Below are 14164 nucleotides of genomic sequence, written 5' to 3' on the forward strand. Positions count from 1 at the left end.
CGGCACCGCCTCAGACGGCTCGACGGTCTCGGTCACGTTGTTGCTGGTCATCGATGCATCTTCCATGATCGGGAGTTACACCGAACGTTTTACAGTCCCGCTTACGCCGACTCCGAACCTCATTCTGAAACCATCAGTTATTGCCCAGCACGCGCCCGACGGCTTCCTCCGTCGTGCCCGTGGCCTGCTCGGCAACGCCTTGCCCCTCTCGGTACCCGACATGGGGGACTTCGTCGGCTCGTACCAGATCCGTCGTGACGACACGCCTGCTCAGCTTGTTCCTTTTCTTCCGGCCTCGACGCCGGAGGTTGGGCGGGCAGCCGCGTGCGTTGATCTGTGACGCGCTACAACGCGATGACCTGGCAGGATGCTGACATGGAAACTGGTTCCCCTGGGGGTCTACACCGACCGTTGATCTCCGCCTGTGGCGTGCTGACGCGATCGTGCTGTTCGACTGGCTGATGAGCACCGACCTGAGCACCGTACCGATCACGCATCCGGCTCAGAAGCAGGCTCTCGCAGACCTGCTGGCCCGCCTGGAGGAGGGCATCATCGAGTCCACCGATGAGGAGATCGCCGCAGCCCAGGCCGAGGTGGCCAAGAACATGGGCTGGTAGGGACTCGCTGGAGGTTCGGGTCCCCTCGAAGGCGCGGCGCCTCCAAGTGCGTCGCTCACATGGAGAACCGCCGGACGTGGGGGCGGCCTTCGTCCGATCATGTTCTCCGACCAAGGTGCACGTGACCACGACGAAGGCCGCGAGGCGAGCCGCCTGCCTGATGTTGTTCGGAGGGAAATGCTCGCGGAAGCGTCACGCTTCCGGGCCAAGTTCTGCGGGTGCGGACCGGCCCCAGGAAGCGAGCTTCCTGGGGCCGGTGGTCTTGCTTGGGGACCAGTCGTTCTAGAAGCGGTCGTGTCTGGTCAGGGCAGGGTGGGCCAGGCCTTGATGCTGGTGCCGAAGGTGCCCTGGCCGTCGCCCTTGTAGAAGTTGAGGTTGGTGCCCCATCGGCCGAGGAGGTCGATCTTCTTGTCGCCGCTGTAGTCGCCGGCGTAGATCTTGATGCCGCCCCAGCCGTTGTCGGGCCAGATGTTGACGCCGTTGTTGAGGGTGCCGCTCGCGTTGCCGTCGTAGCGCATGAGGTACCCGTTGGGGGAGACGCCGACGACGTCGTCGCGGGTGTCGGTGTTGACGTCGCCCGTGGTGATGATCTTCATGCCCTTCCACGAGGCGTCGGGCCACATCTGACGCTTCTGCTCGGTGAGCAGGCCGTTGGCGTCGGTGTTGTAGCCGTAGAGGCTGCCGCCGTTCCAGACGGCGAGGATGCCGTCGCGGCCGGAGTTGTCGACCTTGTAGCGGGCGATCTGGAGCATGCTGCGCCAGTCGAAGGTGTCGGACCACATCTTCTTGGCGGGGGCAAGGGTGCCGTCGGCGTTGCCGGCGTAGAGCTGGAGGCTGCCGCCGCCCCAGACGGCGGCGATGTCCATGTTGCCGTCGCCGTTGTAGTCGCCGGCGACGATGGTGGTGAATGTCTTCCAGCTGCCGTCGAGCTTCCACAGGGGGCGGCCGTACTCGAAGGTTCCGTCGGGGAGGCCGTAGGCGGCGTGGAGATTGCCGTCGGCGGTGACGACGGCGATGTCGGACCGGCCGTCCTTGTTGAAGTCACCCGTCGTCATGACCTCGGTCATGTCCGGGACGACGGCGGCCAGAATGATCTGCTTCATCCAGCCGGCGACGTCGTCGACCCGGGCGTCGACAGCGCCGGTGCGGGTCTCGGATGGGTCGGTGCCCAGGCAGCCGCCCTGCCATGAGCGGGAGTTGACGGCGACAAGCTCGACGGCGGTCCCCTTGCGGCGCAATGCCGGGGCGCCAGCGTCACCCTTACACAGCACCTCGTCACCGGCCGGGCTCAGGGCCACGGAGCCGCCGTCGACAGTGCCTACCGTGTAGCTGGCAAAGTGCGCCCTGCGGGGGACCCACTCCGACTTCGTCCGTCCGAACCCCACCGAGGTGAGCTGCTCACCGGCGACCGGAGCCGTCGTGGAGATTTTGACCGGCGCCACGGCGACAACGGGCGAGGCCAGCTTGACCATGACGAGGTCACGGTTGGCGTGGGGGACCAGGTGAACGGCCTCGACCACGTTGCCGGTGGTCTCCGAGAGGTCGGTGCGTCCCACGGTGACGGTCGTCTTCACCGCGGGCTTGCCGCTGGGAACCGGCGCGCCAGCGTTGCTGAAGCACGACGCGGCCGTGATGACCCACTGGACATCGACCAGAGCGCCCGAGCACGCCGTCCGGTCGCCCACGTTGACCTTCGCCGCGAAGCTGAAGTCGGCGTTGGAGGCGTCGCTGCCGTTGAGGGCGACGGCCGGATGTGCCGTCAGAAGACCTGCTCCCACTGCGGCGGTGAGTAGGGCGATGGCCCACGCGTTGCGTGAACTCTTTACGGACATGAGGATCCTTTGACATGGGTGGAGCAGGAAGGCTTAGCCGGAGGCTCAAGAGCCAGCCGATCGGGTAGGCGGGCTTCTTCATTCGACACAGGGGTCGGCGTACACCGCAGGCATCGCGCCTTCGCGCGGCGGCGGGGTATGGGTGGGTCAGCCGGTTATGCGGATCTCGACCAGGGTGCTGCGGTTTCCACTGGTGGCGGCGAGCAGGCCGGTGGTCCACGAGGCACGCTGGTCACGCGGGAGATGTCCCGGCCTTCGACCTTCCCCCACTGGGCGCCATAGGAACCGTTGGTCAGGTCGCCCTGCTGGCTCCAGAGTGTGCCCTGGCCGGCCGCGGTCAGGGAGACCTTGGTCGGAGCTGCGACGGCTACCGCGCTGACGTCGGCCGCGCCCCCGAGGCCACCGGGGAGTTCCTTCCATGTGGACCACGCGCCGGGGCCGCTTTCGAGCGTGGCGTTGAGGATCTTGCCGCAGGCGCCGACGGCGTAGACGTTGACGCTCTTGCCGGTGGGGCTGCTGCTCAGGCGGGTGAGGTCGTTGCCGCCCGCGCGGGTCCACGTGTCGTTCCAGTGGTCGGCGTCGTAGTTGCCGTACTGCATCCAGACCGCGCCGTCGCTGCCGATGATCTGGAGTTCGACGTTGTTGCCGACGAGGCTGGCGGCGATGTCCTTGACGCTGGCGGCGGCGCCGGGAAGTTCGCCCCAGCCGGTCCACGAGCCGTTCTGGGTGTTGAGGTCGCGGCCGTAGACCTGGAGGCGACGGCGGTGGCGGTGACGAGCAGGCAGGTCATCCGTGCCGGGCGCGGACGGGTGTCAGACATGGGGTTTCCTTCAGGACGGGCTTCATGGCCACGCGCGGATTCCGGAGAGATGCGGGATCGGAGGGTGCCGCCCGGTGGTGATGCCGGCGGCCGGGCGGCATCACCATCCGTGCCGCTGTTACGGGGTCCAGATCGGGGTGATGGCGATGCTGCCGGGGGCTGCGGGCGAAGCAGCTCGCGGCGGTCAGGACCCAGGAGGCGTCGACCAGGGCGCCCGTGCAGCCGCGGCTGTTGGTCTCGCCGCCGACGTTCAGCTTCACGACTGACGTGTACTGCCCCGCTGTGGCGTCCGAGCCGTTGAGTGCCTGAGCGGGGCCGGCCGATATCAGGCCTGCGGCGACTGCGGTGGCAGCGCCGAGTACGCAGGTCATCTGCGCGGTGCGCGGACGCGGAGCATGCATGTGGGACTTCCTTACGAATCGGGATTCGGTGCGCGACCGTGAGCGCCGGGGCGGTCGGTGCTTCAGGGTCTACTTGGCTGCGGTGATCTGCAGCAGGGTGAAGTCGCGGCCCTGGGGGTCGGCCGTCTCGCCGATATTGGTCCAGGCGTTCTTGTTGAGGTCGAAGGACTTCTCCTCCGTCGACGTCTCCGTCGGGGTCACCATGTTGACCTTGACGGCGTAGTCGTTGCCCTTGGCGCCGATGACGGCCGGGAGTTCGAGGTCGAGGCGCCCCGTGGTGCCGGTGACCCGGAAGCAGAAGAGGCCGTGTCCGACGGTGTCGATGTCCTGCATGCGGCGTGCTCGGACCTCGATGAGACCGGGCTCGCCACAGGCGGCGAGCATGATGTGCCCATCGCCGCTCTTCAGCTTGATGCCGCGCTGCTGGAAGATCTTGGCGGCGTCCGGATACTCGAAGGTCTCCACCGCGACCGGAGGCAGGGGATCATCGGCAGCGGCGGCACTGGCCACGAACACCCCGCCCTGAATCGCCACGCCAACGGCGATGGCCGCGACACCTGCGGCGACACCCGCGGTAGTCCGTGAGAAAAGCTTCATGCGCATGTGTCCTCGTCCTCGTCATCTCTACAACTTCTGGCCGCACACGAAGGCGTGCGAAGGCGCACGCATGGCCGTGCGACGGGATTCGCGGGGCAGCCCACAGTCGTGCCGTGACACGTGCTCGGGTCCGTGGCAACCGGGTCCGACGGCACTCGAACAGCCGGACCTGTCCATCGACGGCCGGCGAGGGCCTTCCCCGGAGAGACGGTAGCGACTCAACTCAACTTTATCAACGCTGAATGATGCCCAATCAACTTCGCTTGATTTTCTGTGGCTTCGGGCATACGGTCTTGCCAGCCCGGGGGGAGTCCACGTTCCGGCACCCGGGTAACGGCCCGTCTGGGGAGCGGCCGGCTCCGCCTGGCATCGTGGACGGCGGTCGCCGTCCTCGGGGTTGCCGGTCCGGCTCGTTCCGGCAGGGCTTACATCGTCGCGGAGGCCCATGAGCACGCGACTGGCGTCGTGTCACATGCATGCGGTCCGCGTCTCGTTGCGCTTCTTCTCGCTCCTTCGGAGTTTCGGCGCGGATGCGGCCTGCCCTGCCAATCCCGTCGCACGGGCATGCGTGCGCACTCCCGGCCACCCATTTCACCCGTCAATCGAGACAACGTGGAGTCAACTCAGTCATGAGAAACGGAAGTCGCCCGAAACGGCGACGCGGTACTGGCATATCCGGGATCGCCCTCGGTGTGGCCCTGAGTGTGTTCGGCACGGCCTGGGCGGATTCCGCGGCGGCGGCCGAGGTCGGCCTGCCCGACGACGCGCGCGCCCGGGTCCTCGACGCGTGGCAGCTCGGTGGCCGCGCGGTGCGTGAGGAGGCAGAGGCCGCCCTCGTCGGCGGCAACGCCGACCTCAAGTCCTTCCTCGACACGGGGATGGCCCGTGCCCGCACCGAGGACGAACGCGTCGCCGTCCTGTCGATGCTCAACTACGCCGGCCCCGGTGTGAGGGCGGCGGTCCAGAAGGCCCTCTCCGGCACGGACGCGCAACTGCACACCTTCATGACGGAGGGCTACAAGGCTCCCCTGGCCGACGACCGCAGGGCCGCGGTGCTCACCGTCATGGGCAAGGGCGGCAAGGCGGTCGCCCGCGAGGCGAACAAGGCGCTCAACGACGGCTCCGCCACGGCCCTCGACGCCTTCCTCCAGTCGGGCCAGTACAAGGCGCGCGAGGAAGACCAGGGCGTCGAGGCCCTCACCCTGCTCAATGGTGCCGGGCCGAACCTGACCCAGGCAGTCAACCGGGCCCTCGACGGGACACCCGCCGACGTCACCCGCCTGCTGGAGAAGGACCAGTACCTGGCGAGGGCGCGTGACCAGGAGTCGCTGACGATCGGTCAGCTTGTGGACCAGGCCGAGAGCGCCGGACGCCGGGCCCTCGAAGCGAAGGTGGCCGCCAAGGAGGCTGCCGAACGAGCCGAAGCGGCCTCCACCGAGGCCAAGAAGGCGGCCTTGAAGGCTGCCGAGGAGAGCGCCAACGCGCAGGCAGATTCAGTCAAGGCGTCGCGTGCCGCCGGACGCGCGGCGGACGCCGCCCAGGGCGCTGCCGATGCCGCCCGAACGGCGATCTCGGCCTCACGGACGGCGATCTCCGCCGCGCAGACGGCGTCCAGTGCCGCCCAGGCCGCGGCCGGTGCGGCGGCAGCCGCGTCGAAGGCGTCCGTCCGCGCCTTCACCGCGGCGTCCGAGGCCTCCAAGGACGCGAGCAAGGCGGGCGCGGCCAGCGAAGCCGCCAAGACCGCCCGCGACACGGCGAAGCTGGCCCGCCGGGCCGCCGACGCGGCCAAATACGCCGCCGACGCCGGCGTGTCGGCCCAGGAGTCGGGCAACGCGGCGGCGCGCGCGGGGCGCAACGCCGCCGATTCCGCCGAGGCGGCAGCAGACGCCGCCGAGGCCTCGGGTGTCTCCCAGGCGCAGGCCGAGCGCGCAAGGAAGGCGGCCGCCCTCGCCCGGTCCGCCGCCAATACCGCGACGGCCGCGGCCAACCGGGCGGCGACCCTCGCCGGCCGGGCCGCGACCGCGGCCCGCGAGGCAGGCACCGCCGCCAGCAGCGCGGCCGTGCACGCCGACGCCGCGGCGGCGGCGGCCGAGGACGCCGCCGCACACGCCGGACAGGCGGTGGAGTGGGCCAACAAGGCCACGGCGAACGCCAACGCGGCCATCGCCGCCGCCGCGGAAGCGGGCGGCGCGGTCGAGAAGGCCAAGAGCATCGCTCAGCTCGCCCGCGACACCGAGGCCGCCCAGCTCGCCGAGGAGCGTGCTCTGGCCATCGAGGTGGCCAAGGAGCTCAAGTCCCAGGAGGGTCAGTACCAGGCCCTGACCCAGAAGCTCCAGGCCCAGGAGCAGTCGACGAACAAGGAGACCCAGGACCTGCTGGCCCGGGCGAAGGCCGAGACGGATTCCGCGAAGGCTGCCGCGCTCGGCCGCAAGGCCGCGCTCACCCTGATGGACTCGGCGGGGGCCTGGGCCGGGGAGGGGGGCCAAAAGGCTCTGACCGCGGGCGACCAGGGGGTCGTCGACTGGGCGAAGAGCGGATACACGAAGGCGGCAGGACTCGACGACCGCGAGAAGGTCCTCACGCTGGCCAAGCAGAACAGGGTCGTACTCTCGGAGGCCGCGCAGAAGACCCTGGAGAGCAGCGACCCCAAGGCCGTCAGCAACTTCCTGCTCCAAGGTGCCCGGGACGTCCAGGTGGACGACTACCGGGCGGCCGTGCTGAAAACCCTCAACAGCGCGGGCAAGGCTGTCACCGCCGCCGCCAGCGCGGCGCTCGACAACGGCAGTGTCCAGGCCCTGCACAAGTTCCTGCTCGTCGACTACTCGACCGCGAAGACCGAAGACGACCGCGCGGCGACACTGGCCGCGCTGAACGGCGCGGGGCCCAACGTGGAGGCCGCGGCCCAGGCCGCCCTCGAGGGCCCGCAGTGGATGGTGCAGCAGTTCGTCACCTACGCCTACTACAAGGCGCAGGAGGCGGACCGCGACACCACGACCCATGTGGAGTCCATCAACACGCAGATCAGCTCGGCGGCGCGCATCGCCGCCGACGCCTACAAGGACGCCGCCGAGGCCGCCCAGGCGGCCGCCCTGGCGCGGCAGGCTGCGACGGAGGCACAGGGCTGGGCCTCGAAGGCCGCCAAGTCGGCGCAGGACGCGAAGGTGTACGCGAACCAGGCGGCCGCCGCGTCCGCGTCCGCCGACAAGTCCGCCGCGGACGCGAAGAGCTCGGCCAACACCGCGGCGTCGGCGGCGGCGTCCGCACGCACAGCGAGCCGTCAGGCCAACTTCTCCGCGAACCAGGCCACGGCCTCGGCCCAGGCCGCAGTGGCCTCGGCCGACAGCGCCAGGGCCTCCGCAGCCCGCGCGTACGCGTCCGCGACGGCCGCCGGCAAGAGCGCCGGAGAAGCGAAGGCCGCGGCTGTCGAGGCCAAGCAGTTCGCCGAGCAGATGCGAAAGGACGAGATCACTGCCGAGGCCGCGAAGGCGGCGGAACAGGCTCGCCAGAACAAAGCCAACAATGTCGATCCGGCCAATACGGCGGCGAACGACACCGTCAACCCCGGTGAATTCAAGGACGAGGCCCAGGCGTCCGCCGCCGCGACGGCCACGACCATGGCGAAGATCAGCGCGGGCCTGGGAGCGGCCGCGGTCGTCACGGCGTTCGTACCCGGCCTTCAGCCCCTGGCGGCCGCACTGGGCGGGGCTTCGCTGGTCTTCGCGGGGATCAGCACCCTGTACAACGCCAAGGCGTTCGGCTGGGGGAGCAAGCAGGTCGTCGTCGGTGTCGCCGGTATGGCTCTGAGTATCGGTCTCGGCGGCATGGGAAGTCTGGCGAGCTCCATGGCCAGAACCAACGTGGGTAAGGCTGCGGTCAGCGGGATCCACAACGCGACTTCGGCCATCGTAGGCTGGTTCACAGCAGAGTAGGACGATCGACTGCAATGGCGGCGAGGGAAAACCTCGCCGCCATTCCGCCGTACGAGAGGCTCGTCCAGCCTCCATGGATGAAAGGGTATCGGTGCTAGAAAAGACCTCTCCGCTGTGGTGGGTGTTCGCGGCGGCCGGCGTGGCACTCTATCTCGCGACGCTGTTCCCGGGGATGGCCAACCGAGGACAGAAGATCTTCGTGTCCTGTGGTCCGGTTGCGGGGTTCATCGCCATCATGGCCTACAGCTTGAATTACAAGTGGCCCATCACCGAATTGCTCCCCGTCTACTGCGCGATCAACTTGGCGATCGCCACGGGCTTCCTGGGGCACGGTAAGGCGCTTCGCTCGTACATGGCCGAACGGGCGGAGAACCCGGACCTGCCGGAGGACGGGACGGCCACCCCGTGGGCCCTCCAAATAGCCTTCACCCTGCCCGTGTTCCTCGGTGCGGCCTTCTGGTACGTGAACTGAGCTTCTTCGATGTGGCCACCGATCGGGTGACGGTCCGTGAAGCGCAACGAGCGAGGCCCCCGGGCTGTTGATCGAGATGTCTGACGTCTCAATCACGTTGCTCGAGGGCCTCGTTGGTCATCCATCCTGCCGCACTCAACCTGCCGCATGCACTCGTGGAGTGGGTCACGATGCTGATCGCCACTCGTGAGGGCGACCGGCGCTGCAAGCCCCGTCCGCCCCAGCGAGCGACGGTGGCACTGGTGTACCTGCGCGAGCACATCACTGGCGAAAATCGCCGCCGGGTTCAGGATCAGCCAGTCCACCGCCCATGCCTACACCAACGCGGTCGTCGACTTGCTCGCCGCCCGTGCACCGGGTCTGCTGAAGACGCTGCGCGACCACGATCCCGACGGCCGGCTGCTGTGGCTCTCGCCCGCCCTGCCGGGCCGCATCGGATTCCGCGTCGTCGCAGGTAGGCGCGGTTCTTGCGGGACGCGTACGCCTTGTCCGCACGGACCCGGTTGGGCCGGGTCCGGGGCCGTCCGGCGTCCGGCGTCCGGGCGGGCGACACGGACCTTCTTCAGGACAGGTTCGAACTGCGGGGAGTCACCGCGCTGTCCGGCCGTGATCACTACAGCCATCGGCTTCTGGCCCCGCTCGACGGCCAGGTGCAGCTTGGTGGTCAGACCGCCGGGAGGAATGTTCGCCGCGGATGCTCGAAGGAGTGGTCCGAGCACCACCGCAAAGTCCGTCGCCACCGCCTACGTCGACGGTGAGGTCGTAGTGCCGTCACCACCGCCGACAACAAGCTCCTCCACACCACCCGCCACACCGACGACACCTGGGCCACCACCACGGCCGTGCCCCTCAAGGGCCTGCCTGCGGCCCCCGGCGCCCTCGCCATGACGGGCACCTGGAACGGCTGACACCCGCACAGACCGCCGGTGAGGGTACCCCCACGGGGGTGGCGTACCCTTAGCGGCGCATGCTCCCCGGCACATGCTCATCGGCGTACGCGGCCTCCGAACGCCGCGGGCACCCGGCGTGAGCCGGGGGTGCGGGCGGAGGCCGCCGCCAGGGCACAGGAGATTGACACCAGGAGGTCGCGGTCCTCCTCCGCCGAGCGCACGGCGGCCACCGCGACGATGTTCTGCTCCGCGGCGGGTGCCACCGTGCGCGTTCGCGCCTCCGCTGCCGCGGTGAACATGGCGGCCAGACCGGCCGCCACGGCTTCGCGCTCCGAAGCCCCGTTCTCCTTCGCCTGCCGGTAGGCCGCTTCACGTACTTCGTCCGTGGAGTGGGCGCACGGTTCGAGCATCCAGTCGTGAATGGTCGTCATCCGGTACAGCAGGGCCTGCTCGGGTCCGGCATACCAGGGCGGCGGAAGGAACATCCTGCTCCCGGGGGTCAGCCCGGACCTGCGGACCAATCGCCACAAGGGCCTCAGGTCCCTGATGCCGAGCAGGGGGTGCCACACGCGGTCGATCAGCCCGGGTCCGTAGGCCGGGACGAGCAGCCCGACGCCGATCATCATCCCGCTCGCCGATATCAAGGGCGACACGCTCTCGTTGAGCGCGTCCCAGTCCCGGCCCGCCCAGCGGGCGGCGATGGCGGTCAGCTTGAACAGGCCGAAGACGATGTTGGCCAGGCCCGCGACCACCAGGACGAGCAGCCCGATCCGCAGGGGTCTGGTGACGGCCGTCTTCGTCCCGTGCGCCGTCCGTCTGCCGATGTCGAGTAACCAGCTCCAGCACACGATGGTCATGGCCGCGCCGGCGGCGATGTACGCGGTCAGGTAGAGCACGAGCATTTCGCTGATGAACGGGGTGGTGGCGTAGTACGTGTCGAAGTCCCGCGGGCACTCCACCGGTACGTCGCCCAGGGCGAAGAGCCCCACCAGGGCCACGATCACCACCAAGCAGCCGGCCTTCCACACCCGTGTGCGCCGGCGCGTGCGGGCGTGCTCCCCTGACTCCCCTCTCCAGTAGTCCAGCAGCAGCAGGGACGCGCACGCATACGCCGTCATGATGCAGTGGACGAGGAGGGCCGAGAGGTTGCTGATGCTCGTGAGGCGGTTGACGGCGGTGATGGTCGGCGGGGAGGAGAGGATGAAGCCCGCGCAGGGCAGGAACAGAAGCGCATTCACCGTCCGGACGGTCGCGCAGCGCCACCCCCGCAGGAGGGCGGGCGACTTCGCGAGCAGGGCAGTGCCCAGTACGGCGGCGGGAAGGTAGTAGTCGACCCCTTCTTTCATGATCAGCCCTCCAGGGATGCCCAGATGCGCCTGTCCAACTCGTCGGAGGGCGTCCTGCTGCGCGTGCCGAGCAGGAAGGGCCGGAACTTCGCGGCCAGCAGACGGCCGAACCGCTCCGCCCGCCGTTCCTCGTCGAGGTCGTAGTCGGTGCGCGCCGCGACATGGGCAACCGCCTCGTCAATGCGCCACCGGTCCCCGAGCATCCGCGCGGCCGCGGCTGCGCCGGGCCCACCGGCCGTGCTGCCGGGCCGGCCCTCCTTGCGATGCCACAGCTCGTGCCCGAGTATCACCATCTGATGAACCGGCAGGGTGTTCATCTCCACCGCGATCACCTCGTGATCGCCCAGGTCGAGCCAGAGTCCACTGACCGTGCCAGGGGGGAACGCCTCCAGCATGAGACGGACCTCGCTGCCGCTGCTCTCCGACACGTAGGTGCAGACCGCCCGCAACGGCACCTCGCGCGGATCCTGTGCCATCCGACGCATCGCCCCCGCGAACAATTCGTCCCGATGACGTCTCATCGCACGGGAAATGCGCACCGCGTTCCACATGTCTTCCCCACCTGGACGCATCCCTTGCCGGCACACCGCTCGTCGAGCCCTTGAACGCGCGTGCGGCACTCTGACAGTCGTGCGCCCGCACAGTAGTCACTTCGACACGGCGCAGGCAAGCTGCCACCAGGCACGCACATCGCACCTGGCCAGAGGCCTTACCGGCTCTCTCGGGCACGCTCCTCGCGCGAGCGCCGGGCAATGGACTCGATCAGGGCGATGATGGGCTGCGCCGTGTCGTCCGGCACATCGGCGAGTGCGCGTGCGGCGTAGCCGACGATGCCGAGATCGGAACCGGGAGAACCGGCGCCACCTTCAACCCCCGTGATACCCGAACCACCGGCCCTCTCCGTGCCCCTGAGGCGCTCGATGTCCGCGTCCTGGCGCGCGACGGTCCGCTCCAGCAGGTCTTTGTGGATCCGCTGGAGCACCCGGTCCAAGGCCTCAGCGGGCTCGGCGACCAGGAACTCGATGCCCTCTCCGAAGAAGTCCGCGATACCGGCGGCGTGATCGAGGTTTGGAGCCTTTCCCGTCTTGAGCATCTTGTCGAGCCACTGGGCGCTCGTCCCCGCGCCCGCCGCGATGTCCGCCAGCGAGTACGCGCGCCGCTGGCCATCGGGAGAAGTCCGCAGTCGGGTACGGCGCAGGAAGACGATACGGGCGACCACCCGACGGTGACGGTCCTCCACCGAATCCGCCCCACCGCCGTCACTCTGGGGCAGCGACTCACCGCGCAACAGCGCCTGCACGTCCTCCACAGGCAGCCCCGAGGCGTACGCGAGACCGCCCTCGCCCTCCACCCGGAGCGCGTCCTTGTCTTCGATCCCGGCCCGATCCAGCAGGGACTTGATACGTCGAGCGGTCCCGACCGGATCCGCGGCAGCCTTTTCGCTCATCCCTGCTCCCCGCTCCGGGCCCACTGGTGGCCGATGACGAACTTGCAACCCAAACATAACGACTCCGGCTCGACATCAGCAACCAAAGATGACAGGCATCAGCCCGCATTGACTACCGGAACCTCCCTCGCGGCCCGGGTCGTGGACTACAAACCGGCCGACGCCGAACGCGCACGCATCCGCGGCAAGAAAGGCATCCGCTGGGTCGGCAGACCTCACCGGCCTCTGCCTGACCCCCGAACCCGGCGAACACGTGCCGGCCACAGCACGGGCTGCGCTCAGGGCCGGGACGGCCGCGGTGACCTCGTACGCGTCGGCGGGGTCATCCCCGTCAGGTTTCCGGCTGGAGTCGGCTCGGGGGCATGGTCGACGACGTCGGGACAAGCGGGCCGACGGTCGGGGGTCGTCGGACCGGGTGCGGGGCGTTGGTGTGGGTGGGTTACAGGGTGGCGGACCAGTCGCCTCGGGTGAGCGTGGTCTCGCCTTCGGGGGAGATGCTGACCTACGCTCCGTAATGGGGTAAGGACCCCTCCAGCAGGAGACGGCGGCGTACGCGCTCCAGTTCGTTCCACAGGTGCCGGGGGCCGCTCTGGTGAACCAGGGGCGGTTCCGCGCGAATGCGCCGGATCCTCGACATCCTCCAGCCGCTTCACAGCAGGCCCGAAATGCCTGGCGCGGCACTGATCGTGTGCAACACCGTCGCCGACGCCCAGGACACCGAAGCCGCACTCCGCGATGCCTACAAGGACAGCCCCAGCCTCGTGCGGATCCTCCACGCGCGGATGCCCGTCCATCAGCGCAACGCCGTCACCCGCCGCCTCGAACGCTGGACCGGCCCCGCCCGCCCCGCCCACCGGAAACCGGACGGGAGATGGACCTCGGCCACCGGCCGCCGCCCCGACCGACCGCTCGTCGTCATCACCACCCAAGTCGCCGAGCAATCCCTGGACGTCGACTTCGACCTGGTCATCAGCGACCTCGCTCCGTTCGCGCTCCTCGCGCAACGCGCCGGCCGCGGCCACCGACACCAAGGACGGACCCGCCCTCCCTACGCCGAACACCCAACTCTTCACGTTCTCAACCCCGTCACGGCGACAGGGAACCCGACCGTCCCCGAGCACTGGGGTCCTGTCTACGACGGAAGCCTCCTGCGCCGCACCCACGACCACCTCAACACCCTGACCGGGCCTGTCGCGGTACCCGAGAAGCTCCAGCACCACGTCGACGCCGTCTACAGCGACTCCTACACCGCAGACGACGACATCCATCGCCGGGCCGACGACAACGCCAAGCAGGCCCTGGCCAACCTCGTCGCCCTGCGCCGACACCGTACCGGCACCAACCTCCACCCCCTCACCAACACCGACGCACACCCCGACGAAATCGCCACACGCATCGGATCCGACAGCACCAGAGTCCTCCCCACCTACCTCACCCCCGACGGCCGCCACTGGCTCCACCCCACACAGCACACCCCGCGCACCGCACTGCCACAACACATCGACCCCGCAGACCGCCCAACCCTGCGCCGCATCATGAACGCCACCATTCCCATCAACAGCCAGTGGCTCAACACAGCAGACCCCACGACCAGACCGCCCGCCGACTGGTCCAACGTCCCAGGCCTACGCGACCTGGCTCTCCTGCCTCAGCCCACTACACGCACAGCCATCAACCCCTACCTGCACAAGGGCAAGGCAACGCTCTTGGACCCGCAGAGAGGACTCGTCCGAGCCTGACAGCGCCGATGGCAGGGGAGGCCCGGTCCGATTACCGCCAGAACAACATGCATCGACGGAGGGATGCAGAGAGC

12 protein-coding genes and 2 pseudogenes are annotated in these 14164 nt (G+C 69.0%); 6 read left to right on the top strand and 8 right to left on the bottom strand.

Going from position 1 to position 14164, the window contains the following annotated elements:
• Both ADK55_RS28485 and ADK55_RS28490 read left to right on the top strand, forming a co-directional pair.
• A partial coding sequence (locus ADK55_RS28485; protein WP_159041573.1) for a hypothetical protein occupies positions 1-340 on the top strand: 340 nt, incomplete at its 5' end.
• A 121-nt stretch (positions 341-461) separates the two neighbouring features.
• On the top strand, positions 462-617 hold the full coding sequence (locus ADK55_RS28490; RefSeq protein ID WP_234350288.1) for a hypothetical protein: 156 nt from the start codon (positions 462-464) through the stop codon (positions 615-617).
• Between the two features lie 302 nt (positions 618-919).
• Here ADK55_RS28490 and ADK55_RS28495 read toward each other — a convergent pair whose 3' ends face one another.
• The 4 genes from ADK55_RS28495 to ADK55_RS28505 all read right to left on the bottom strand — a co-directional run bounded on the left by ADK55_RS28495 (position 920) and on the right by ADK55_RS28505 (position 4267).
• Positions 920-2449, bottom strand: coding sequence for a trypsin-like serine protease (locus ADK55_RS28495; protein WP_053682677.1), 1530 nt, complete (start codon positions 2447-2449; stop codon positions 920-922).
• A gap of 155 nt (positions 2450-2604) precedes the next feature.
• Positions 2605-3048 carry a hypothetical protein gene (locus ADK55_RS28500; protein WP_053682678.1) on the bottom strand — a complete coding sequence of 148 codons (444 nt, stop codon included), beginning with the start codon at positions 3046-3048 and terminating at the stop codon, positions 2605-2607.
• Between the two features lie 187 nt (positions 3049-3235).
• A complete protein-coding gene (locus tag ADK55_RS36925; RefSeq protein ID WP_078999512.1) occupies positions 3236-3670 on the bottom strand; it encodes a trypsin-like serine protease in 435 nt (144 codons plus the stop codon).
• 69 nt (positions 3671-3739) lie between these two features.
• Positions 3740-4267 (bottom strand): hypothetical protein, encoded by a 528-nt coding sequence (locus tag ADK55_RS28505; RefSeq protein WP_159041574.1) that lies wholly within the window; start codon positions 4265-4267, stop codon positions 3740-3742.
• 692 nt (positions 4268-4959) lie between these two features.
• Here ADK55_RS28505 and ADK55_RS28510 point away from each other — a divergent pair.
• From ADK55_RS28510 to ADK55_RS36930, 3 genes and pseudogenes are all read left to right on the top strand, one after another.
• A complete protein-coding gene (locus ADK55_RS28510) occupies positions 4960-8196 on the top strand; it encodes an ALF repeat-containing protein (protein ID WP_053682680.1) in 3237 nt (1078 codons plus the stop codon).
• Positions 8197-8287: 91 nt separating this feature from the next.
• Complete coding sequence (locus tag ADK55_RS28515; protein WP_053682681.1) at positions 8288-8668, top strand: hypothetical protein; 381 nt, start codon at positions 8288-8290, stop codon at positions 8666-8668.
• Positions 8669-8781: 113 nt separating this feature from the next.
• Positions 8782-9100 (top strand): annotated as a pseudogene (locus ADK55_RS36930) (helix-turn-helix domain-containing protein); the annotation flags it as partial.
• Here ADK55_RS36930 and ADK55_RS40165 read toward each other — a convergent pair.
• The 4 genes and pseudogenes from ADK55_RS40165 to ADK55_RS28530 form a co-directional block, all read right to left on the bottom strand.
• A pseudogene (locus ADK55_RS40165) lies at positions 9048-9342 on the bottom strand (transposase); the annotation flags it as partial. The pseudogenes ADK55_RS36930 and ADK55_RS40165 overlap by 53 nt on opposite strands.
• 311 nt (positions 9343-9653) lie before the next feature.
• The gene (locus ADK55_RS28520; protein WP_053682682.1) at positions 9654-10904 is read right to left on the bottom strand and encodes a DUF6545 domain-containing protein; all 1251 of its coding nucleotides are present in this window, start codon (positions 10902-10904) and stop codon (positions 9654-9656) included.
• A 2-nt stretch (positions 10905-10906) separates the two neighbouring features.
• The gene (locus ADK55_RS28525) at positions 10907-11455 is read right to left on the bottom strand and encodes a toxin-antitoxin system, toxin component (protein WP_159041575.1); all 549 of its coding nucleotides are present in this window, start codon (positions 11453-11455) and stop codon (positions 10907-10909) included.
• Between the two features lie 158 nt (positions 11456-11613).
• The gene (locus ADK55_RS28530) at positions 11614-12351 is read right to left on the bottom strand and encodes a hypothetical protein (protein WP_053682684.1); all 738 of its coding nucleotides are present in this window, start codon (positions 12349-12351) and stop codon (positions 11614-11616) included.
• Between the two features lie 665 nt (positions 12352-13016).
• On the opposite strand from ADK55_RS28530, the gene ADK55_RS28535 reads away from it, so the two are divergent.
• On the top strand, positions 13017-14090 hold the full coding sequence (locus ADK55_RS28535) for a hypothetical protein (RefSeq protein ID WP_159041576.1): 1074 nt from the start codon (positions 13017-13019) through the stop codon (positions 14088-14090).
• Positions 14091-14164 lie beyond the last annotated feature (74 nt).

The organism is Streptomyces sp. WM4235 (assembly GCF_001279725.1).
In the GTDB taxonomy this organism is placed as follows: domain Bacteria; phylum Actinomycetota; class Actinomycetes; order Streptomycetales; family Streptomycetaceae; genus Streptomyces.